Genomic DNA, 24,911 nt, shown 5'->3' on the forward strand with positions numbered 1-24,911 from the left:
AAGCTTTGGTTATCAGTAACTTTGTGCCTTTCAAACCTTTAAACCTTTGAACCTTTGAACCTTTAGACGCACTGCGGTGCGTCTCTACAGAAAACCTTTGAACCTAAAAAAAATAATGATTTCTTATTAAAAATAAATAATGAACATACACCTTTTGCCTAAAAAAGATTGTACAGCCTCTATTTGGAGTGGTGGATTGACATATGAATATCTGATATATCCGAAAACAGCAAACTATACCGATAGGGATTTTATATTCAGGATAAGCAGTGCCACAATAGAAAAAGAGCCTTCGGAGTTTACCAAATTTAAGGGTTATTACCGATACTTAGTTATGCTTGATAACGGCTTGCAGATTGAGATAAACAAAGAAAAAAAAGTATATGAGAAATATGAAATCATGGAATTTAATTCGGATGATGAAGTAACTTCTTATACAAAAGGTATTGATTTTAATTGGATGGTTTCTGAAAAAATTCCCCATCACAAACTAAAAATAACGAATAGCAACCAGAATTGTAATGCCCAAATAATAATTTTATATTCTTTACATACAACAATTATTAAAATTAATGAGAAGCCATATAATCTAAATCCTTATGATTTATTAGTCATTGAAAATCAAGAAAAGGAACATATAATGCTTCATTTTTCTGATGAATGCCTCTTTGGAATATTGGATTTTTAATCCACAGTTAATCCTTTAATTATGCATAAAATTTAACCGCAAAGTCCGCTAAGATTTACGCTAAGTTCGCTAAGATAATATCTTGCAAAGGCGCAAAGAAAAAACCTTAGAACCTTAGAGCCTTTGCCACTTTGAACCTAAAAAAAGAACTAAACATTTATTAGTCATTGAAAATCAAAAAAAGGAACATATAATGCTTGCCTTTTCAAATGAATGTCTCTTTGGAATATTAGATTTTAAAATTTAACCGCGAAGTTCGCTAAGATGTTATCTCGCTAAGACGCTAAGTCGCAAAGAAAAAAAAGCTTTGAGAATCATTAACATTATGCCGTTCGAACCTTAGAGCCTTTGCCACTTTGAACCCTAAAAAAAGCCTCTGAACCTCTCAAAAACCTAAACATTTCTCTTAATCTTCGATAAAAACTCATGTGAAACTCCAAGGTATGAGGATAAATTTTTGTTATTTATTTTCTGTGTTTTGTCTGGATGAGTCTTTATAAATTCAAGATATCGTTGTTTGGATGTTTTGTTTAAAACATCAAGAAGTCTGTTTTGTATAAGGATATTGGCTCTTTCTACCATTGCTATATGAAACTGAATTAGCTTTGGCACTTCTTTAAATAATAATGTTTTATTCGATTTATTAATTACCAATATTTCGCTGTCTTCTATTGCCTTAATATTGTATTTGGTTGGTTTCTGGTGATAGAAACTTTCAATATCACACATCCAGTCATTTTCGAAAGCAAAAAAGAGAACACTTTCACTTCCGCTTTCGTTTAGGATATAGATTTTAAATGCTCCTTTTAAAATAAAACCTTCATATACACTATTAGAATCCTGAATTTGTAGAAACTCGTTTTTCTTCAGTTTAATAAATTCTGTTTTTTCTATAATTATATCCCATTCAGTATCTGTAAGGGCAATTTTGCGCTCAATATTATCCCTTAATAGTTTATACATATGGTTATTTTTCATTTTTAGCAAAAACATTATAACTATTTAATTTACAATATATTTATAGATAATAAAAAATAAATGTAATCGATTACTAAATTAATAAAAAAGATAGAACTAGTTCAATTTTTTTAAAATATTTTATAAAGACTTTTGGCGTATTAATTAACCCCAAAATATCTATTATGAAGATTAAATCTACATTATCAGCGTTATTATTAACTCTGATTTTCGGCTTTGCAAGTTGCAACAACGAAGAAATTACTGCTACACAAAATGGTGACAGCAATGCAAGTACAACTTTATCAACAAGTCAAAATCTGACTGCCAAAGTGGGTAATTGTGCTGAGGTTCCTGGATGGGCATCTCAAAACGGAGGAACTACAGGAGGCGGAAGCGCAGCAGAAACTGTTGTAACTACCTACGCACAACTAAAAGCCGCTATTGAAAACAGTGCTGTAAAAGTGGTAAAGATTACTGGTACTATTACAATTACAACAAGGTTATCATTTCAGGATCAATCTGGCAAAACAATTTATGGCGCTAGCGGAGCTAAATTGGTCTCTACAGATCAAACTCAGGCAAATTCTGGTATTATTAATATTAAAAGATGTACCAATATTATTATCAGAAATTTAATTTTTGAAGGTCCCGGTGCTTATGATACTGATGGTTGGGATAATGCTATTATAGATGACTGCCGAAATGTTTGGGTAGATCATTGTGAGTTTAGAGATGGTGTAGATGGTAATCTTGATATAAAAAACAAGTCGAATTACGTTACTGTTTCTTACACAAAATTTGGGTACTTAAAACCTCCTAAAGCTGGTGGTTCTGGAGGATCTGACGATCATAGATACTCTAACTTAATTGGTTCTAGCGATGGTGCTACGGCTGACCGTGGAAATCTGAAAATTACTTTTGCTCGTTGTTGGTGGGCTCCAGGATGTAAGGAAAGAATGCCAAGAGTTCGTTTTGGTCAAGTGCATATCATAAATAGCTACTTTAATAGTACGGTTAGCAATAAATGTGTTGCAGCAGGTTTCGAAGCTAATATTCGTGTAGAAAACAACGTATTCGAAGGTGTAAAAACTCCTATTGACTTAATGACTGGCTATACAGCTGTAACTGCTGTTGGAAATATTTTTACAAGTACAACTGGAAATACTGCAGGAAGTAATACTGCTTTTACGCCACCATATTCTATTGTGACTCTTGCTGCATCTGCGGTTAAAGCTGATGTTACTGCTGGAGCTGGTGCTACATTTACAGGTAATACTTGTGGTTCTTTTTAATTAAAAACTGAATTATTTTTTAAACCATATAAGTTATGTAAGAGCATTTAGATTTTCTTATATGACTTATATGTTTCTTTTTTTTATATAAACTAAGGATTTAACCGCAAAGTTCGCAAAGGTTTACACAAAGAACGCAAAAGTTTTTCTCGTGAAGACGCTAAGTCGCAAAGAAAAAGCTATAGGTTTATTTACTTTTTCAACCTCTGTACCTTTTCAACCTCTGTACCTTTTCAACCTCTGTACCTTTGAACCTTTGTCACTTTGAACCTTTGTCACTTTGAACCTCTGCACCTTTGTCCCTTAAATTTAGAGAACTAACTCCTCAAACAATCTTTGAATCGTTTTATCTAAATCCTGACATAAACCCGGATGCGGTCGTGAGGTTTGAATTGCCGAACTACGAATCGCCGTTAACCAACGAAAACGTTCCGGTATTTCCATTTGTCCAATTGGTCCGCCGTCTTTGGCTCCATTGGCTATTTTTTCTAGCGAGGTTAAATTGCAATGTAATTGTTCGATATCAAAATCGGCTGAAAGTGCTTGAATTCTCGTATCATTTATATGATACAATACTTTTATAAATTTGGCTCTTTTACAAAATAATATGATACCTATATTTAGGAATTCTTCACGTTCTACTCTTGGCACAACACGAATTACGGCATATTCATATAAGTGATTATCTTGCATTTTCGGCTTCTTTTACAAAAATTTCAGAATGGTTTAATCGTGTTTGCAAAAATTGCAAATATACATTTCGCAATGCTTCAGGCGTTTCATCGGTATCTTCCCAATTGAGCCATTCGTCTGGAATAAGCGCTACAATTTCCTGTAATAATTCGGGAGTTAAAACTGCTTTATATTCTGAATCGACTTCTTTTATAAGTGATGCCTGTGGTAACAATACATGGTCTTTTATTAATGCAAAAGGACTTTTTGCATGTTGTTCCCAATTGTTCCATGAATGATGAAAATACAAACATGCTCCGTGATCTATTAACCATAGTTCTTTATGCCATATAAGCATATTGGTATTCCTAAACGTACGATCGACATTGGTAATAAAAGCATCTAACCATACAATTTGCGACGCTAGTTTAGGATCAACTACTGTTACAACTGGGTCGAAAGTAATTGCTCCCGATAAAAAATGTAAAGCCAAATTAAGTCCTTGACTTCCTTGTAGTAAATCCTGAATTTCTTCATCGCCTTCGCTTCTGCCAAAAGCTTCGTCGAGATTAGCAAATACTAATTCGGGGATTTGAAGTTTTAAGACATTGGCAATTTCGCCTCCTATTAATTCGGCAATTAGGGCTTTTACACCATGTCCTGCTCCTTTAAATTTTAGGACGTATTTAAAATCGTCATCTGCTTCGGCTAAAGCGGGTAACGAACCGCCTTCGCGCAACGGACTTATATATCGCGTTACGTTTACCGTTCTTAGATCTAGTTTGTTTTTCATAGTCAGCTTTTACTGGAATACAAACTTACTAATTTAGATTTGTTAGTCTTCTTAGATTAGTTAGATTTTTAGATTACATCTGAAGTTAATCACGTCATGGCTGTAGAGGCACACCGTAGTGCGTCTCCCGCAATGTATTCTGTAAAGATGGCCATTGCGCTAATTTTGTTTCACGCGGATTCAGCGGATTTTTTATCGATTTATCATGCTGAGTCAACATTTTTCACGTCATGGCTGTAGAGACGCACCGCAGCGTCTCCCACAATATGAATCCGTAAAGATGCGATACCGTTGCGCTAATTTTATTTCACGCAGATTTGGCAGATTCAGCGGATTTTTCTCTGGTTTGGTTTTAAGGCATAGTTTGTGGAATATATCACGGGAGACGCACTGCGATGCGTCTTTGCATTGCGTGTGTTTATCTTTTCGGAATTATATTGTGGTTCTTCTCCCGAAGTTTCGGGACGCTCAGAAGGACAAACTGAGTAACATACAATAAATCTTAAAATCTTGATTCTTTAAGTCTTGCCTCTAAGAAGTCTAAAAATCTTACTAATCTAATGTCAAAAATGCTTTCCCAAGATTTGCAATAATATCGGATGCTATAAATGACTGATATCCTGTTTCGGGTAAGGCAATATCGGCGGTTAAACCATGTATGTAAACTCCTAATTGAGCAGCTTGAATTGGTAAATATCCTTGCGCCAGTAAACTTGTGATTATTCCGGTTAGGACATCTCCGCTTCCTGCGGTTGCCAATGCTGCATTTCCTGTGGTATTTTGATAAATCGATTCGCCATTTACTATATGTGTTGGAGCACCTTTTATGACTATGATTACTTTATATAGTTTGGAGAATTCTATGGTTTTTTCAAATTTTTCGCTGTCTGAAGTCCAATTTCCTATTAAGCGTTCTAATTCTTTCGGATGTGGTGTTAGTATGGTATCTGGTTGTAGCAAATCATACCATGCTTTATTCTGTGATAGGATATTTAGTGCATCGGCATCGATAACTAGTGGAGTTTTATTTGTTTTTAAAAACTCAAAAAATGCTTTTTGTGTGTTGGGCTCCTGCCCTATTCCTGGGCCTATTCCTATGGCTTGTGGTTTTATATCGAATATGATTTCGGATATGTATTTTTCATGTGTTGTGGTTACCACCATAACTTCGGGAATTGTAGATTGGAGGATTTCGTAGCCACATTTTGGAATGTGTGTCGTTACGAGTCCGCAGCCTGATTTTATACAGGCTTTGGATGCTAAAACGGCTGCTCCTATCTTGCCATAACTTCCTGAAATTATTGCTGCATGTCCTTGTATTCCTTTGTGTGTTTTGGGATTTATAGGCTTGTAAATCTGTTGAATCTCGGCTTGGGTTATGAGAATGGGTATTTTCATGAAATGGGTATTTTTATTAAAATTACAAAAAACCATGATTCAAAAATCATTAATATTACCTGATAAGCTCTAGCCCTGATAATAGCGGCATCCTTTATGTTCCGCCGCGGCGGACATAAAGATATAGCGAATAGCAGGAAACAGCTACTAATTTTTGCGATTTTTATAATTTTGAGTACTTGTTTACAACATTTTTTGAATAAATTTGCGATTAACTTTTATAAACACACACAATGAAAAATACTGCGCTAACGCACATACATGAGGGTTTGGGAGCGAAAATGCTACCTTTTGCTGGTTATAATATGCCTATTTTATACGAGGGTGTAAATGCTGAACACGAGACGGTTCGTACTAGTGTGGGCGTTTTTGACGTTTCGCATATGGGAGAATTTTTATTATCTGGTCCAAATGCTTTGGCTTTGATTCAGAAAGTAACTTCGAATGATGCATCAACGCTTACTATTGGTAGAGCTCAATATTCTTGCTTACCTAATAATGATGGCGGAATTGTAGATGATTTGATTATTTATAAAATGAAAGATGAAGAGTATTTACTTGTTGTAAATGCTTCGAATATTGATAAGGACTGGAATTGGATTTCTTCGCACAATGATTTGGGTGTGGATATGAAAAACCTATCGGATGATTATTCTTTGTTAGCAATACAAGGGCCTAAAGCTGTTGAGGCTATGCAAAGTTTGACTTCGGTTGATTTATCGGCTATTCCTTATTACCATTTTGAGATTGGTACTTTTGCAGGAATCGATAATGTAATTATTTCGGCTACTGGTTATACTGGTTCTGGTGGTTTTGAGATTTATTGCAAAAATGATGAGGTTGAACTTATCTGGAATAAAGTATTTGAAGCTGGTGCTGCTTTTGGTATTAAACCAATAGGACTGGCAGCTCGTGATACGTTACGTCTAGAAATGGGTTTCTGTTTATACGGAAATGATATTAACGATACTACTTCGCCTCTTGAAGCTGGATTGGGTTGGATTACAAAGTTTACTAAAGATTTTACGAACTCTGAGAACCTGAAAAAACAAAAAGAAGCTGGTGTTACTAAAAAACTTGTTGGTTTTGAGATGCAGGAACGTGCTGTACCTAGACAAGATTATGAAATTGTTGATGGTTCAGGAAATGTAATCGGGGTGGTAACATCTGGAACTATGTCTCCATCTATGGGTATTGGTATTGGGTTAGGATACGTAACTATCTCAAACAGTGCTGTAGATAGCGATATCTTTATTAGAATTAGAAAAAATGATGTTCCTGCGAAAGTGGTAAAATTACCTTTCTATAAGAAATAATACTTTCTGGCATCAATATTTTAGTGAGATTATACTCTTTTTATAAAAAAAATTAGCGTAATTTTAGTTTAAATGTTGATACCCGATTTATGAAAAAATTTTCATTAGTATTTCTGCTTGTTGGTTTCTCTCTGTTTGGTCAAAATAGTGACTCTACATGTGAAATATTAACTAAAATAAATGCGCTTATTCAAAGCGAGCATATTCAGCCAAAACCGGTAGATGATAGTCTATCGGTTTTTGTTTTTGATAACTTTATCGATGACCTTGACCCTTCCCGAAATATATTCCTGAAATCGGAATACGAGGCGCTTGCCAAAAAATACCGCTTGAATATTGACAATCTTATTTTGAATAAAGATTGTAGTTTCCTGAATGATATTGTTACTAAATATCGTAATGGTCTTATAAGAAACAAAGCTGCCTTAGAAAAAATCCTGACTCTGCCTATTGATTATTCTGCGAAAGATACGATTCGGTTTTACAAAAAATCTTTTCCTGTATATATGAAGGAAACTGAAATCGAGAAGGTTTGGCGTAAAAAAATGCGCTACGAAATTCTGGATGAAATCTCTGAAGTAAGTTCTAATCTGGACTCGCTTAAAACGAATTTCGCTTCTCTTGAACCGATTCATAAAAAAACTGTTCTTGATAACGAAATATGCCGAATTAATACGCTTTTGCAAACGGGAAAAAATCCTCAAGAAAAACTATATAACTATTTCTGTACGTATTTTGATCCTCATACTGCCTATTTTAGCGATGATTCAAAATCTAGTTTTGTAGCTTCTTTATCCAAAGAGCATTTATCTCTGGGTTTAAATGTGAATTTGAATGAAAAAAATGAGATTATTGTAGATGAATTAGACCCTAATGGTCCTGCTTTTAAAACTGGTCAGATAAAAAAGGGAGATCAAATTATCTCTATCTCTAACCAAAAAGAAACTTTAAAGGTTTCGTGTGCCACACTTGAATCTATTTCGACCATGATATTATCTGAGCTGAATAAAACTATCATTCTTACTCTTAAAAGGAATTCTGGAAAAAGTTTTGAAGTGAGCATAGAGAAACAAATTATGAAGGATGAGGAGAACTCTGTTTTTAGCTTTATAATTGGTAAAGAAAGTAAAATTGGTTATATAAAAATCCCTAGTTTTTATGCCGATTTAGAAGGAAATAGCGGAAAAGGTTGTGCAGATGATACTGCTAAAGAAATTATTAAACTACAAAAAGATAATATTAAAGGTCTGGTTATCGATTTAATAGATAATGGTGGTGGCTCTATGGAAGAAGCCATAAAACTAGCCGGAATGTTTATAGATAGCGGCCCTATCTCGATTGTGGTTGATAATAAAAAGGAGCAATCGGTTATAAATGATCCTTATAAAGGTATGCTTTATAAAGGTATTGTTGTGGTATTGGTAAATGGCAACACGGCTTCGGCTAGTGAGTTCTTTGCTGCAATTATGCAGGATTACAACCGGGCTTTATTATTGGGTAGTACTACGCTAGGAAAAGCTACAATGCAAACTATACAATCTCTGGATGAGAAAAAAAACACCGACTTCCTGAAAATAACTATCAATAAATTTTACAGAATAACAGGAAAGAGTCATCAATATATAGGTATAACTCCCGATGTGGTTCTTCCTGAGTTTTACGAAAACATTATCCAGAAGGAGAAAAATTTCCCCACGGCAATTAAAAACGATAGTATTGTTCCTGTTTTAAAATTTAGACCTTATGTAAAAAGAAGTCTTATAAATAGCTTAGCAGATGATAGTAGTATTAGGGTTGCTGCAAGTGATTATTTTAATAACATTATCCAGATAAATCAAAAAATAGACCAGCTTATTAATATCCCTCAAACTGAAATTCCGATGACTTTGGATGCTGTTTTTAATCAGAAAAAATCAAGAAGTATTTTGTGGGAAGAAATAAACGCTTTTAATAGCAAGAATAGTCCACTTGAGATTTATAACTCGACCGTTAACCAATTTCTGCTAGGTATTTATCCTACCGAAAAAGTCATGAATCAATATCAAATTAATAATCTTAAAACTAATCCGTACTTAAATGAGGCTGTAAATATTATTAATGATTTTAATGCAGCTAATTAGTATTCGGTCTCCGTTTACAGTATTCAGTGGCAGTGTTTAGTCTCAGTATTTGATACCAGTTTAAAACTGAATACTGAGATTATTGACTACTTCCAATGTAGTATATATTCTCAATTTACATTTTACTGCCACCAGTTTACATTTCACCAAAAAAAACATAGTGTTTGTTTTTGTAAAATAACTAATAACTGTATTTTTGCAACTCAAAATAAAAAATTAGCAATGGGAAGAGCGTTTGAATTTAGAAAAGGTAGAAAAATGAAACGTTGGTCGGCAATGGCCAAAACATTTACCCGTATTGGTAAAGATATCGTAATGGCCGTTAAAGAAGGTGGTCCTAATCCGGATGCCAACTCTAGACTAAGAGCGGTTATACAAAATGCCAAAGCAGCCAACATGCCTAAAGACAACGTTGAGCGCGCTATAAAAAATGCCAGCAATAAAGATACTGCCAACTATAAAGAAATTTTATTTGAAGGTTATGCTCCTCACGGAATTGCAATATTAATAGAAACTGCATCTGATAACAATAATCGTACTGTAGCCAATATTCGTAGTTACTTTAACAAATGTAACGGAACTATGGGAACACAAGGTTCGGTTGAATTTATGTTTGACCATACTTGTAATTTCCGAATCCCTAAAGGTAATCTTGATCCTGAGGAATTAGAACTAGAATTAATCGATTTTGGTGCTGAAGAGGTTTTTGAAGATGAAGACGGAATTTTAATCTATGCTCCTTTTGGAAGTTTTGGAACTATCCAAAAAGAACTAGAAAATAGAGGTCTTGAAATCTTGTCTTCTGGTTTTGAACGTATCCCACAAATAACGAAAGAACTTACTGAAGTTCAAATTGCTGATGTAGAAAAACTTATCGAAAAGATCGAAGAAGATGATGACGTTATGAACGTATATCATACGATGAAAGAAGAGTAATTTTTACTTTTATACTATATACTAAACTCCAGAGAAATCTGGAGTTTTTTTGTTTTAAAGAAGAAATATTATTACAATTTTTAATACTATTTCTTTACCTCATTTTTATTAGAATATCACTAAAACTGGGTATTGTGCATCCATCAAAAGTCTGCTACTTTCGTGCTATTCTTATACACAAGAAAAAATCTAATAATTTAAAACAAAGTATTGAAGAATACATTTTGCTAAACCTAATTTATAATACTCCGAAACAAATAAAACTAATTTGCTTTCGAGTATTTATCAAAATAAACAATGTAAAATCAACAACCTATAAAACAATTCCATTGCCATATAATTTAACGGTTAAGAAAGTTATTATAACTTTTTGTAAACCATTTTTTTCCTATTAAAAATTATTTATATTTGGCCGCCATTAAATCACTACAATAAGCTAAGTTAATTCGTTAATTTAATGCCTAATACCAAATCAAACCTACAAAACATTGAAAAAAACTACTCCTAGGTTATCCTCTTTCTTATTAAGTTTCGTTTTATTTATCATAAGTATTAATTGTTTTTCAAATACAAATCGAGATACGATTAGTAATCTAAAAAAGAACAATCCGATTATAAATATACTTTCCAAAAAAGAAACAAACACTTTATCTCTTTTTTCTCCAGCTTCACAAAGTGAATTTACCAATACTTTTATAAAAGAAAACTATCCAATTGCTGATCCAACTAATGAGGATTTGAATAAGGCAATTGGAGTTTTTAAAGAAATTGATAAAAACAGTAATTTAACTGATCTATTAGAACCTAAAAGTTTGTCAATGCTACCTTTGGGTATTAAAAAGACAATTGGTGGTATACAATATATTTTAGGCGTTAGTAATGCAAAATTCACTCCCGAATATACTGAGTTAACTGCATTTGTAAAAATAATCCTCCCTCAGCATGATGCATCTGGTAATCCTAAAGAGCTCTTTTTTGGAGCTAATAACATTAAACTCTCTCATAAAGGGGGATTAGTAGGTGATACTAATTTGGTTTTACTTGGTGATGTTCCAATAAAAATTAATGGTGAGAATTTATTATTGATTTTAAAAGGTGGCATGACTATGGCCACTGGGCAAGTCGAGAATAAAACATACGTAACTATAGATTGTAATGGATTTAAAGAATTAGGAATAACTGCGGATGTAGTTTTCTCGAGAACATTGCTAGAACCTGTTGATGCTAATTACAATGTTATAGCATCTCCACAAAGAGTGGAAGCAAAATTTAAAACAATAGTATCTAACTGGAATGATATTTTGGTAGAAATCTCTTTACCAAGTTTTCAGTTGACTAGTTATAAAGGTACCTCCTTTGAATTAAACAAAGCGGTAATCGATTTTAGTGATATTCGAAATTCTAGTGATGTAGTTTGGCCAAAGGATTATGAAAAAGACTATCTAGTTCCTGGTAATGAAAATTTATGGAGGGGTTTATATGTAAAATCCTTAAAAGTAGTTTTACCTGCACAGTTTAAGAATAAAGAAACAAATCAGCGAATTGTTTTTAAAGCTACTGATTTATTAATTGACCGAATGGGTGTTTCGGGGAATTTCTCTGCCGAAAATGTTTTGGATTTAGGTAAAGGAAGTGCTTCAGGCTGGCAATTTTCCGTTAATCATATTGAATTAGGGTTTAGAGCAAATTCATTAACATATGCCTCGTTTGATGGAGACATCGTTTTACCAGTTACTGACCCATCCAAGCAATGCAAGCCAGGTGTAAGGAGCGAACTTGGCTATAAAGCAATCATTAATCCTATAGATAATGAATATCTTTTAAAAGCAGAAGTAAAAAGTGATATTTGTTTTCAATTATTTAAGGCAAATGCAAAAATAGAAAAAAACTCGTATGTAGAACTAAAAGTAAAAGAAGGTGTTTTCCTGCCCAAAGCTGTTCTTTATGGAAGCTTAGCTATAAAAGGAAGTAACACTCCCGAGTCTGAAAACGATACAAAAGAAACAGTAAATTTTAAAGGAGTTACATTTCAGAATTTACAATTACAAACTGTAGTTCCTTATATAAAAGCAGATTATTTTGGGTATAAGAATGCTGCTGAAGATGATGCAAAAGTTAGTAATTTCCCTATAACAATAAATGAAATTGCCTTAATTGCAGATGACGAATCGGCGAGTTTAAAAATAGATTTGGCCGTTAACTTGATGAAAGATCAATTTAAAGGACAAACAAAATTTTATGTTGTTGGAAAATTTGCAAAAAATGAAGGCATTCAAAAATGGAAATTTGATCATTTAAAATTTGAAGAGATTAAGGTTTCTGCCGATTTAGGAGGAGTGAAATTTAAAGGAAGTATTACCATAATGGATAACGACCCTGTTTATGGCAATGGCTTTAAAGGAATGGTAGGAGCTGATTTTACTGGCGGAATAGCTGTAGAGGCAAATGCTATTTTTGGTTCTACTACATTTAGATATTGGTATGTAGACGCTATGGTAGATAACCTTAATATACCTGCAGGAGCAATCACTTTCAAAGGTTTTGGTGGAGGCGCCTATTATAAGATGAGAAAGGACGGCTTTAGTTCTTCATTTGTAGCATCGGGTTCTAATTATGTTCCAGATATCGATTCTAGTCTTGGAGTTAAAGCGATGATAAAATTTGCAGGAACTGCAACCGCCGATGCTTTTTGGGGTGGTGCTGGTTTTGAAATTGCTTTTAATAGTAACTCTGGTATAAATAGAATTAGTATTTATGGAGAAGGTCACGTAATGCAACCTTTTGAAATACCTGGAGCAGAAGAGTTAACAGGTGCTTTAAAAGCCGTTGCCGAAAACGAATCATTATTATCTAAAGTTGCATTAGAGGCTCTAAAAACCTCAAACTTATCTAAAGCTGCTGAACAGCTATATCCTAATACGGTAAAACAATCTATGGGTATCAATGCATTTGCAGCCATAGAATATGACTTTAGAGCAAAGACCTTGCATGGTACATTCGATTTATATATAGATACGCCTGGAGGTTTTATAAAAGGTCGTGCTTCGGGTAATAGGGCTGGTTGGGCAGTATTACATTTTGGACCAGACAAATGGTATATACGCATGGGGACTCCTACTGATCGTTTAGGAATAAAACTAGCAATTGGACCTATAGAAGTAGAAGCTGGAGGTTACTTCATGTTAGGAGACGACATTCCTGCAAGTCCACCACCACCTGCTATAGTAGCACAAATTTTAGGGTTGGAAGTTGCAAAATTAGATTATATGCGAGACGAAAATAGCATTTCGTCAGGAAAAGGTTTTGCCTTTGGGTCAGATTTTAGTCTAAAAACTGGTGACCTAACCTTCCTTATATTCTATGCAAATTTTCAAGCAGGATTTGGATTCGATATAATGGTAAAAGATTATGGCGAAGCTGCATGTAAAGGTTCAGGGCAAATTGGTATAAATGGTTGGTATGCCAATGGACAATCCTATGCTTATTTGCAGGGCGAACTAGGTTTGAAGATTAAATTATTCATGATTAGAAAGAAAATATCAATCATAAAAGGTGGTGGAGCTGTTCTTTTACAAGCAAAATTACCTAATCCTGTATGGATAAGAGGATATTTAGGAGGTTATTTTAATTTATTAGGTGGAGCGGTAAAAGGTAGCTTCCGATTTAAATTAGAATTTGGTAAGCAATGTGAATTCATTACAGATAGTCCATTAGGAGGTCTTAAGACAATCGCAGACATAACTCCTGCCGAAGGAACAAAAGATGTAGATGTTTTTACCATTCCTCAAGTCGGATTTAATATGCCTATAGATAAAAACTTTACTATTGAAGATGATGGAGGAGTAAAAACTTACATGTTAAAACTTGAAGAATGTACCGTTAAAAAAGATGGTGTTCCTATTGTAGGGGAATTAGCTTGGAATAAAACCAAAGATTTATTAACATTTACTGCTTTTGATATATTACCACAAAATTCGAGTTTAAGTATAACAGCAAAAGTAAGTTTCCAAGAAAATGTAAATGGAACTTGGAAAACGATATATGAAAATGGGCAAATAGCAACCGAGACCGAAACAAGAAATTTTACAACTGGTGTTGCTCCAAATAATATCCCTGTAAATAATATAGCGTATTGTTATCCTGTAATTGATCAGAAATATGTGTACCAAAATGAAACGAAGCAAGCTTATGTTGTCTTAAAACAAGGTCAACCCTATTTATTTGATTTAAAAACTGGTCAATCGCAAAAAGCATTTTATAAAACAGGAAATAAAATAGCTCTTGGATCTGGATCTATAAGTTACAACAGTTCTCTTAAAAAAGTTGTCGTCGATTTACCCTCTTTACAAACATCAAAACAATATAATGTTTCATTAATGACACTAGAAACAAAAACAGATGCAAATGGAAATATGACCGAAAGTTTTGATAAACAGGATTTAGGATCAGATTCTAGCTTAGAAGTTAAAAGCAATAAATTAACAGAAACTATTACAGGTGGGCAAGGTATTGAACTTTTACAATATAATTTTAATACAAGCCAATACAATACTTTCCAAGAAAAAATGGCAGCAAAAAAGCCTAAACAAACATTGGTAGAAATCATTTATTCAGATATCCATGCATTACAATCTCTTAATAATTCAACAGAACCATTTGATGAAATAGAAATAATTGGTAATGAAAAAACACTAAATGTGCCATTGATAAACGTTGAAGCAATACTAGATGATAGTTATTACAAAAACGAAATCTATCCTTTGGTCTATAAAGGATATCCGTTAGAAGGAATCATAACTTTCGATAGAGATACCAAAATATTGGGAATCCCTCCTACTAAAGGAGTTGAAACCTTGGCATGGTATCAGGATTACATCATAAATAATCCTAATAGTTTTATGCTGAAAGAATATTTGCCTTTCCGATATAATCAACCATTTTATTATAAAAATGATTTTCTAGATGTACGTTATAAAATAGTCAACTACTTTGTAAATACCAGAAATCAAGCAATGATTAACAAATACGACTATATCATTAACGGTAAATTCCCGTACATAAAACAAGGTTCATATAACATTAAATTGAATTATACACTACCAGGAGGGCAATTAGGCTCTAGTTCAATTTTTACATTCAATAAATCAAATTAGCATGAAGTTTAAAATTTTAATTATACTTTTTTTTATAATAATTAGTAATGTTTTTGCTCAAAATAAAAAAGAAGAAATAGCATCGATTGAAAAAAAACCTGGAATTCAAGTTATAGCAAGAGTACAAAAAGACAGGATTTTATTACGTTGGGCGGTGACAAATCCTATTGCTTGGAAAAAACTAAACACTTATGGATACCTAATAGAAAGATATACTGTTACAAGAGATAACAAAACATTATCTAACCCTGAAAGAGTGGTTTTATCTCAAATTATGAAACCAGAACCACTAGAAAACTGGGAAAAGTTAATTCAGGATAATGATAATGCAGCGATTATTGCTCAGGCTATCTATGGAGAAGATTTTGCAGTTTCTGGAACCGATAAAATGGAGAACATCATTAATCTTGCCGAAGAAACAGAACAAAGATTTACGTTTGCATTATTCACTGCCGATAAAGATTTTGAGATTGCAAAAAAAGCTGGTTTAGGATTTGAAGACAAAACAGCCAAAGAAAACGAAAAATACGCATACAGAATATCATCAAACATACCCGAAACTGAAATGAGCATTGATTATGGAGGTATTTTTGTAGGGCTAAAAGAATATGAATCTCTACCAAAACCAATGGATTTTACTGCGCACTTTAGTGATAACAGTACAATGTTAAGTTGGAACTTTAAAATCCTATCTCATGCATACGGTAGTTATTATGTGGAACGTTCTACAGATAAAAAAACTTATGAAAGAATTACAGATAAGCCATACACAAGTTTAAATCAAGAGAACACAAATAATAATCGCATTTTTTATGTAGATTCTATTGCCAATAATAAACCATACAGCTACAGAATTCAAGGAATATCCTCGTTTGGAGAATTAGGTCCATATTCTGAAATTATTACTGGAAAAGGTAAATCTCTATTAAAATTTGTACCTCATCTTACTGTTAAAGACTTCAAAGATGATACTACAGTTACTCTGTCTTGGGAGTTCCCAGAAGAAGGAAATGAAGAGATTTCAGGGTTTGAACTAAATCGTTCGGATAAAGATGATGAAAAATATACTACAGTATTAAAAAACATCCCTGCAAAAAACCGTTCAGTAACCTATAATAAACTTTTATCTACAAATTATTTCACTATTACAGCAATTGGAAAACAAGGAAATAGCAGAACTTCATTTCCTATGCTAGTACAACCTGTAGATTCAATTCCACCATCTAAACCTATTGGCTTAAAAGGTGTAATTGATAGTCTGGGTATCGTTAAAATCACATGGGCTCCTAATAAAGAAAAAGATCTAATGGGGTATCGTATTTATAGAGGTAATACTGCTGAGGAAGAATTTAGTCAGTTAACAGTGAGCCCAAGTGAGCCTAATACTTACGAAGATAAAGTGATTATCAAGAGTTTGAACAGCAAAGTATATTATAGAGTAATTGCTGTTGATTATCATTATAATATGTCCCCATTTTCGGAAACATTAATTATTAAAAAACCAGACGTAATCCCTCCTACCTCACCTGTATTTACTAAATATGAAATAAAAGATGGCGCCGTTTTTCTAGAATGGGTTAATAGCCAAAGTGAAGATGTGGCTTCTCACCAATTATATCGTAAAGAAAATGAACAAGAAAAATGGGAACTGATTTTAAACGATGTAACAAAACTAGAATCCTTTCAAGATAAAAAAACAAACGAGGGCTCAACTTACAGATATGCCATTTTCGCTAAAGATGAAAGTGGCCTAGTATCAAACCCTACACCAGAAATTGCATTATTTATACCAAAATATACCGTTAAACCAGCTGTAAAAGGATTTTATGCTCAAGCAAATACAGCTACAAAAAGCATAGATTTATCTTGGGATTATAAAGAAAGTGATGTTGATAGTTTTGAAATTTACAAAGCTACAAATCAAGAACCGCTACAATTGATACAAATCCTAAAAGGAGAATCACGAAAATTATCTGATCCTACACTTACAATAAATACCACATACAAATACGGAATAAGAGCACAATTTAAAGACGGAAGAATGTCTAAAATGGTTTTTTATACTGTAAAGTTTTAAGAGCATGAAAAAATTATTTATTTTACTTTTTATTATTACCGCATCAAAAGGATACGGACAAACCTATACATTTTATTATTCATATACTAAGCAACTTACTGGATGTACTGATGGATGGCATGGATGGAAATTACAGATTCTTACTCCTACTGTTCCCATAGAAAATATAACAAAACAGGAAAATAATTCGCTATATCCTGAAAATTTCTATAGTCGCCAATATACTTTAAAAGCAAATCCAACCATGTTTAATTTTGAAATCATAGCATATGATTGTACTTCATCAACAAGTTGTGATGCCAAAATAAAACAACAAACTTTTACCCTTCCTGAATTAATTAAAGCCGGAGCTACTACCGTATGGGATTGTAAATACTACCAAAGATTTGCAATTGATGGTTTTGTAGCTAATGCAACTATTAAAAATCAAGACAATACCAGCCCAAACGAAATATGTGCTGGAACTCAACTGGAATTAGCAGCCTTTCCAACCGAGTTAGTACCAAGTAATACTTCTGGTTTTCCTAACGAAGTCTATCATTGGCAATATTCATTAGATAATCAACTTACCTGGATTGATGTACCTACAAGTTATAACAATAACAAACTCTTAAGATCTACTATTTACGAACTCTTAGGAAAGGATCATGAAAAATACTACAATAAAGACCTTTATTTTAGGTTAGGATACAGCCAAAACAGAGCTTTTAGTAATTCATTAAAAATAAAATATTCCCCTTGTGCTCCAATAATAACAAGTATTACTCCATCTGGAGCAACATGCAATGGAGAACCAGTAAATGTAATAGTGACTTTTGATAGAGGTTTATATCAAAATGAAAGACTAACCGAATTCCAAATTACTAAAATAGATGGACAACTAACACCAAATCAAATCCCATCTATTATTTCTTTTGACATTGGAAATCCATCACAATTTACATATAATAATGTTGTAGGATTAGAGAGTGGAGCTAAGTATACAGTAAAATATTTAGCTTTTATGGGACCAACTCCAAAAGGACTAATGATAACACCTAGTGATTTTCTCTATACCGATCCAGCCAAAATGAAGTTTGAAATAACCGATTACATAAAACCTTCTTGCCACGGAGGTAGTGATGGTATAATAGAAATAAAAGTACTGAGTGGTGCGGAACCTTATCATTTTTATAAAGATGGAGTCGAAATTTCTCCCGCTCCTACATTACAAAATGGGAAATATTATATCACTGGATTAGAAGCAAAAGAATATAATATTATGGTTACCGATGCAAAAGGTTGTATTGAAAAAACTTAAAATAACTAGGCTTATGAAAAAACTTTACTTTCTATTTTTAATTATTTTATCTTTTAAAAGTTATGGGCAAACCTATACTATAAAAGTATCATATGATGCATCAAGCGCTGGATGTCATGCAGCTGGATTTAGATGGGATTTAAAAGGGGATTCATCTACAATAGATTCATTTAGTGATGGGGGAAATAGCATGGACGTTGATGATATTAAAATATATCCTAATGTTGCAAATTTTACCACATTTAAATTATCATCTGGCAGTAATTGTAGACCTTTGGATTCATCCCCAAATTGTACTTCAACCAACTCCAAGTCGAGCACCAATGTGAAAATGATTCAAGGCGATTACCTTGGATTTGGAGCTTGTAACGGTGGAGTCAGCATAACATTATTTAAACCAAATGTAACCATACAAAACTTAGATACTGCGAATTCAAATGAGATATGTGCTGGATTTCAACTGGGCTTATCTGGATATCCGACTAATGGTACTGGGAAATTTCCCGATGAAGCTTACCATTGGCAATATTCTCTAGATAATGTAAGTTGGACAGATGTTCTTGCCTCTAAAAATAATAACGCTATAGCTAAATTCTCAATCGAGGAAATCTTAAGCGCCAATGGTATCAATCATATCAATTATTTAGATAAATTAATTTATTTCAGATTAGGCTATGGACAAGATAGACCATTTACAACTCCTTTGGCTATTAAATACTCAGCTTGTGCACCTATACTAAAAAACGTAACATACTCGCCCCCAGAATGCAATAACGATTATATTAAAAAAATTGAAGTTTTCTTTGACAGGGATTTAAAGTATAATGAAACTTTATATCCATTTTACATTATTAATATTAACCCTTTAAAAAATTCTCCTCATTTCCAACTTGTTGAACCTTTAAAATCTCTAACTAAAGATGCTGAAACAGGTTTTTATAAATATACTTTTTTAAGTCCAGGAATACTTGAAGAGAAAGAAACTTATCGAATAGAATACCAAGCAAATAGAAATGAGAGTCCTGCTGGATCTTTACAATCTCCGCAGAATTTTAATTTTACCTATACCAATCCTACTAAAATGCAGTTTGAAATAACCAATTACACAGAACCTTCTTGCAAGGGAGGTAGCGATGGCGTAATCGAAATAAAAGTACTTAGTGGTACCTCTCCTTATTATTTTTATAAAGATGGAGTTGAAATTACTCCCGCCCCTACACTACAAAATGGTAAATATTTCATCACGGGCCTAGGAGCAAAGACATATAATATCATGGTTACCGATACAAAAGGTTGCATTGAAAAAATCTAAAAAATACACCTCAAATTATTCTACTATAATTATGAAAAAATACTACCTACTACTATTATTCTTTGTTAGTTTATTGGGTTATTCACAACAAAAAACTGGTGTTGGCGAACTGAGTGGAGGTGCTAGAACAGTTCCTATTGACAATCCTAAAGCAATTTTAATTACAGGATCTTCTACAGATGCAACAGCCAAAGGATTAAACAACGGAACGATTATCTTAAATCCTCCTGCCGGAGGTATCACAAATGGAAATGGTCCTTATACCTATTCATGGACAAAAGATAATAAAGCATTTGTAACGGATGTTACCAGTTTTAATAATTTATATGCCGGTTACTATATTGTTGCTATCACAGAAAATGGCAAATGTACGGTATATAAAGATTTTAGAATTGGTGAACCAGATAAAGAACTTGTAGCTACTATATCAGGGAATATCGACATTGTTTGTAATGGAGGAACTACTACATTAACGGCTAATCCAAGTGGAGGCTTTCCTAATACAAATGCAATTTACACTTACTCCTGGGATATTGCATACGAAGATGGTACATCAACATCTTCCACAGGGAATGTTGTAACAGGAAAAGCTGGTCTCTATACGCTTACTGTATATGATAATGCTAAGCCTGTAAATAAATTTGTTATTTCTCAAAAAGTTAGCCAAAGAGATATTCTTACAGTTAACCCAACAACATCCATAATAAAACATGTACTCTGTAAAAATGAATTAACTGGAGAAATTGACTTAAATATTTCTGGAGGAACTGGTCCATATAATGTAGTCTGGGAAGATAATAATGCTACAGGATCAAAAAGAACTGGGTTAAAAGCTGGTGATTACTATTATAAGATTACAGATTCTCAAGGTTGTATCTTTTCTAAGTATTCTACATTAGTAACCATAAAAGAACCAACGGTAAAACTATCAACCAATACGGCTTCTCAAAAACAACCTTCAACATCAACAAGTAATGATGGAGAAATCACTATAAACGCAATTGGTGGAGAAAATGGTTATACTTATATTGTAACTAAAGTTAATGGTACCACTACTACATACTCTACAAACATAATTACTGGTTTAGGGGATGGGATCTATGATATTTATGTAAAAGATGGCAATGGTTGTACTACAACTTCAGAACGATTTACACTAAAAGCATTAGCTATTAATCTTGTTAAACAAGTTGATATTAAATGTTTTGGAGAAAAAACAGGAGCTCTAACCATTGAGGCTGTAGGTGGTACAACACCATATACTTATAGTTGGTTTAATATTGTTGAGGGTGTAGAAACAGTAATTCCCTTACAAACAAATTCTAGCCTTACTGGTCTTGTCGCAGGTAAATATAGAATTAAACTAAAGGATAAATTTAAAGAAATTTATACCGATTATAATATTACACAACCTTTAAATCCACTTGAAGCAACTCACTCTTATACAGATGTAAGTTGTTATGGTGGTAATAATGGAACTATTACACTGGATATTAAAGGAGGAACAGCGGGTTACACAGTTGTTTACACAGACATTAAGAATCCTGCTAAAACAATAGATGCAACTAAATTAATCGCTGGAACATATTCTTATATCATTACAGATGCTAATAATTGTACCTACAATAGTCCAGCTAATATCACAATCTCCCAGAATGCCCAAGTAGCTATAACAAGCATCACGCAAACACAGCCAACTATAGTTACTGCAAATGATGGAGTAATAACTATTAATGCAGATGGAGGTACAAAAAAGTACACTTATATCTTAAAGAAAAATGATACTAGTACAGAATATACAACTAATGTAATTACAGGTTTAGGAGATGGTGTTTACGATGTTACAGTTAGAGATGGTAACAACTGTACCTCTAGCAGCGAAACAGTAACTCTAAAGGCGTTGGCTATAGCTTTTGTAAATAAAATTGATGTAACCTGTAATGGAGCAAATACAGGTAGCATAGAAGTGCTTGTAAGCGGTGGAAAACCACAATACAGTTACAAATGGTATTACAAGCAAAATGCAACCGATATTAATTATACAGAACTTGCTGGCGAAATAACAAATAGAGCGCAAAATTTATACGCAGGCTTCTATAAAGTTGTAGTAACCGACAATGTAAATATTTCGAGAGAACTCATAATTGCAGAATTAATAGAGAGACCTGCTATAACATGCACTTTTGTTAAAACGAATGTAAGCTGTTTTAATGGTAGCGATGCAACTATTACCCTGACTATTCAGGGAGGAACAGGAGATTACCATGTCACCTGGAACGATGGCGTAACTACAAAAGATAGAACAGGAATTCCTTTTGGTGATTATTCTTTTACTATTACAGATGATAATGGATGTTCTTATTCGACAACACCAGTTGCGGTTAAAATCACACAACCTTTAAAACCATTAATTATAGCTTCTTACAATAAAATAGAAGCTAGTGGCTACAGTTTAAAAAATGGTAGTATCGATATCGTAGCAGCCGATGGAACAGCTCCATATACTTATCAATGGTATCAAGGTGCTGGTAAAACAGTAATGGCAGGTAAAAAGAATGCTTTACTAAACGGAATTGGAGAAGGAACCTACACTGTAGTTGTTACGGATAAAAATCTATGTACAACCGAAGCAACCTATACCATTTATCAGCCAGATGAATTATTAATCACAAATATTTCTCAAACTCAAGCCATAAAATGTTTTGAGAACAAACAAGCTATTTTAAAAGCTACTATCACAGGAGGTGCACCAATTGGTGTTCCAGATGCAGATAAAAATTATATCTACAAATGGTATAATAAATTAACTCCAGCTGTTGTTGCTTCTACAACCAATCCTTCAGAAACATTGCTTGCGGGTGATTATATTTTAGAAGTTTCAGATGGTTTTGGGAATAGTTTCACCTCAACTCCAGTAACAGTAATTCAACCTGATCTTTTAAAAATTAATTATACTCAAAAAAATGTTTCATGTAATGGTGGTAGTGATGCCGCAATTACAATTGCTATTACTGGAGGTACAGGGCCTTATAAAATTGTATGGAGTACAGGAAATAACGCAAACAAAAATACATTGGACAACCTTATAGCTTCAACATATAATGTTACTGTAACCGATGCCAATCTATGCGAAACAAAACAGGAAATTATCATTACAGAGCCTAAGGCTATGGGAATAATAGTAGTTAAAACTCCTCCATCGGCTTTTGGTGTAGATGATGCAAGTATTAAAGTTACAGTAGTTGGCGGAACTCCAAATTATAATTTTAAATGGTATGATAAAAATGATACTTTGATTTATACCGATGACAACAAAGAATCTAATAGTATTTACAATATCTATGTAGGTCAATATTTTATTACCATAACCGATGCAAATGGTTGTTTAATTGAAAAAAGAGACTTAGATAAAGTTGATCCTTTGTTTATCAAATTGGCTCAAATTAACATTGTAAAATGTCATGGCGATGCAACAGCAAGCATAAAGGCAATTACTTCTGGAGGATTACCTGATTATTATTATAAATGGTACGATGTAACCAATCCAAACCTGGTTATTAGCGAAGCCGAAACATTAATAAATGCCAAAGTTGGAACATATTACGTTATCGCAACAGATTATTTTGGTAAATCGATTCAAAGTGAAAACATCACAATTACAGAACCTAGCGCTTTAGATAATTCTCTTTCATCCCAATATACTCGTTGTGGTGATGGAAATGACTGGACAATTACTTCGGCAGCATCTGGAGGCACAGCACCTTACTCCTATTTATGGAATACTGGAGTAAGAACTCCTGATTTAGTAAATACTCCTCCTGGAAATTATTCATTATTAGTTACAGATAATAATGGTTGTACAATCATTAAAAATATAAATATTGTTGCTCCTATTCATTTGGCAGCAGCCGAAGTAATAAAGATCCCAACATGTTATGCTGGTGGAGATGCTACAATTACAGTAACAGCCTCTGGAGGAAAAGCACCTTATTATTATTTATGGAACACAGGCGAAAAATCGAATGTCTTAAGTAATGTCTCAGCTGGTAATTATACTATTACTGTAACCGATAGTAAAGGCTGTATCATAGATCATACCTACACAATCGTAAATCCTCCAAAAGATATTATAAATCTAGGAGAAGATGTAACATTATGTTTCGATCAGAGCTTGACTATTAATGCAACTATCGATGATGATAAAGCAACCTATGCATGGACATCTGATAAAGGTTTTACAAGTAACAAACCAATGATTACGGTATCTCAACCTGCAAACTACACAGTCGTTGTTACAAATAAGCTAGGCTGTGAAGCAACAGATACTATCAAAATATCTGCCCAACAAACAGCGATTAGTGCAGAATTTGCCATCTCATCACAAGTTTTTGTAAACGAAAAATTCATTATTGTAGATATCAGTAACCCAGAAGCCGATAGTATTGAATGGATATTACCTGCCGACGCAACAGTAAAATCGAAAGATAAAGACTATGCCGAAATGAGTTTCTCCAAAGCTGGTGAATACGAAATTACAATGGTTACCCAAAAAGGAGATTGTACCGCTTTTCAAACCAAGAAAGTATTGGTAATAGAAGGAGAATATAAAGATCCCGACACAACCGATCTGCAAAAGAAATTTGATATGAAGATTTATCCAAATCCATCAAACGGAATTTTTACTGTAGATGTGACTTTGGACAAAATAATGACTGGACACGTCAAAGTATATAATCTAAGTAATAATATGGTAATTGATTCTAAATCTGAAAACGGGAAAGATGCTTACTCTTTCAATTTTAGCCTAAGCGGACTACCTTCTGGAATATATTTCGTCTTATTTGAATCTCAACAAGGAAATAAGTTAAGAAAAATAATTATACAATAAAAGATA

Annotated in this window: 14 protein-coding genes; 10 read left to right on the forward strand and 4 right to left on the reverse strand. The window is 33.3% G+C overall.

What is annotated here, in order from left to right; translation table 11 throughout:
• Positions 1–139 precede the first annotated feature (139 nt).
• Positions 140–688: a HutD family protein gene (locus ACJ6WR_RS02530; protein WP_409416970.1), complete on the forward strand. Its 549-nt coding sequence runs from the start codon at positions 140–142 to the stop codon at positions 686–688.
• Between the two features lie 393 nt (positions 689–1,081).
• Here the strand turns inward: ACJ6WR_RS02530 and ACJ6WR_RS02535 are convergent, their stop codons facing one another.
• The gene (locus ACJ6WR_RS02535) at positions 1,082–1,666 is read right to left on the reverse strand and encodes a Crp/Fnr family transcriptional regulator (RefSeq protein ID WP_323489202.1); all 585 of its coding nucleotides are present in this window, start codon (positions 1,664–1,666) and stop codon (positions 1,082–1,084) included.
• A gap of 164 nt (positions 1,667–1,830) precedes the next feature.
• Between ACJ6WR_RS02535 and ACJ6WR_RS02540 the strand changes: the two genes are divergently transcribed.
• Entirely contained in the window at positions 1,831–2,940 is a 1,110-nt protein-coding gene (locus ACJ6WR_RS02540) for a polysaccharide lyase family 1 protein (protein ID WP_409416971.1), read from the forward strand.
• A gap of 309 nt (positions 2,941–3,249) precedes the next feature.
• Here ACJ6WR_RS02540 and ACJ6WR_RS02545 read toward each other — a convergent pair whose 3' ends face one another.
• The 3 genes from ACJ6WR_RS02545 to ACJ6WR_RS02555 form a co-directional block, all read right to left on the reverse strand.
• On the reverse strand, positions 3,250–3,633 hold the full coding sequence (locus tag ACJ6WR_RS02545) for a DUF3037 domain-containing protein (protein ID WP_086896408.1): 384 nt from the start codon (positions 3,631–3,633) through the stop codon (positions 3,250–3,252).
• Positions 3,623–4,405, reverse strand: a complete 783-nt coding sequence (locus ACJ6WR_RS02550; RefSeq protein WP_039119584.1) for a HipA family kinase — start codon at positions 4,403–4,405, stop codon at positions 3,623–3,625. The genes ACJ6WR_RS02545 and ACJ6WR_RS02550 overlap by 11 nt, the downstream gene beginning before the upstream one ends.
• A gap of 552 nt (positions 4,406–4,957) precedes the next feature.
• The gene (locus tag ACJ6WR_RS02555) at positions 4,958–5,803 is read right to left on the reverse strand and encodes an NAD(P)H-hydrate dehydratase (RefSeq protein ID WP_323489198.1); all 846 of its coding nucleotides are present in this window, start codon (positions 5,801–5,803) and stop codon (positions 4,958–4,960) included.
• 233 nt (positions 5,804–6,036) lie between these two features.
• On the opposite strand from ACJ6WR_RS02555, the gene gcvT reads away from it, so the two are divergent.
• The 8 genes from gcvT to ACJ6WR_RS02595 all read left to right on the forward strand — a co-directional run bounded on the left by gcvT (position 6,037) and on the right by ACJ6WR_RS02595 (position 24,905).
• Positions 6,037–7,119, forward strand: a complete 1,083-nt coding sequence (gcvT, locus tag ACJ6WR_RS02560) for a glycine cleavage system aminomethyltransferase GcvT (RefSeq protein ID WP_039119580.1) — start codon at positions 6,037–6,039, stop codon at positions 7,117–7,119.
• A gap of 89 nt (positions 7,120–7,208) precedes the next feature.
• Complete coding sequence (locus tag ACJ6WR_RS02565; RefSeq protein ID WP_323489197.1) at positions 7,209–9,239, forward strand: S41 family peptidase; 2,031 nt, start codon at positions 7,209–7,211, stop codon at positions 9,237–9,239.
• A gap of 222 nt (positions 9,240–9,461) precedes the next feature.
• Complete coding sequence (locus ACJ6WR_RS02570) at positions 9,462–10,175, forward strand: YebC/PmpR family DNA-binding transcriptional regulator (RefSeq protein WP_409416972.1); 714 nt, start codon at positions 9,462–9,464, stop codon at positions 10,173–10,175.
• 488 nt (positions 10,176–10,663) lie between these two features.
• Positions 10,664–15,328: a hypothetical protein gene (locus tag ACJ6WR_RS02575; RefSeq protein ID WP_409416973.1), complete on the forward strand. Its 4,665-nt coding sequence runs from the start codon at positions 10,664–10,666 to the stop codon at positions 15,326–15,328.
• 1 nt (position 15,329) lies between these two features.
• Complete coding sequence (locus tag ACJ6WR_RS02580; protein ID WP_409416974.1) at positions 15,330–17,405, forward strand: fibronectin type III domain-containing protein; 2,076 nt, start codon at positions 15,330–15,332, stop codon at positions 17,403–17,405.
• A gap of 4 nt (positions 17,406–17,409) precedes the next feature.
• Positions 17,410–18,705, forward strand: coding sequence for a hypothetical protein (locus tag ACJ6WR_RS02585; protein ID WP_039115050.1), 1,296 nt, complete (start codon positions 17,410–17,412; stop codon positions 18,703–18,705).
• Positions 18,706–18,718: 13 nt separating this feature from the next.
• Positions 18,719–20,017, forward strand: coding sequence for a hypothetical protein (locus ACJ6WR_RS02590; protein WP_131474501.1), 1,299 nt, complete (start codon positions 18,719–18,721; stop codon positions 20,015–20,017).
• A 31-nt stretch (positions 20,018–20,048) separates the two neighbouring features.
• Positions 20,049–24,905: a T9SS type A sorting domain-containing protein gene (locus tag ACJ6WR_RS02595; RefSeq protein ID WP_409416975.1), complete on the forward strand. Its 4,857-nt coding sequence runs from the start codon at positions 20,049–20,051 to the stop codon at positions 24,903–24,905.
• Positions 24,906–24,911 lie beyond the last annotated feature (6 nt).

The organism is Flavobacterium sp. PS2 (assembly GCF_046250155.1).
GTDB lineage: Bacteria > Bacteroidota > Bacteroidia > Flavobacteriales > Flavobacteriaceae > Flavobacterium.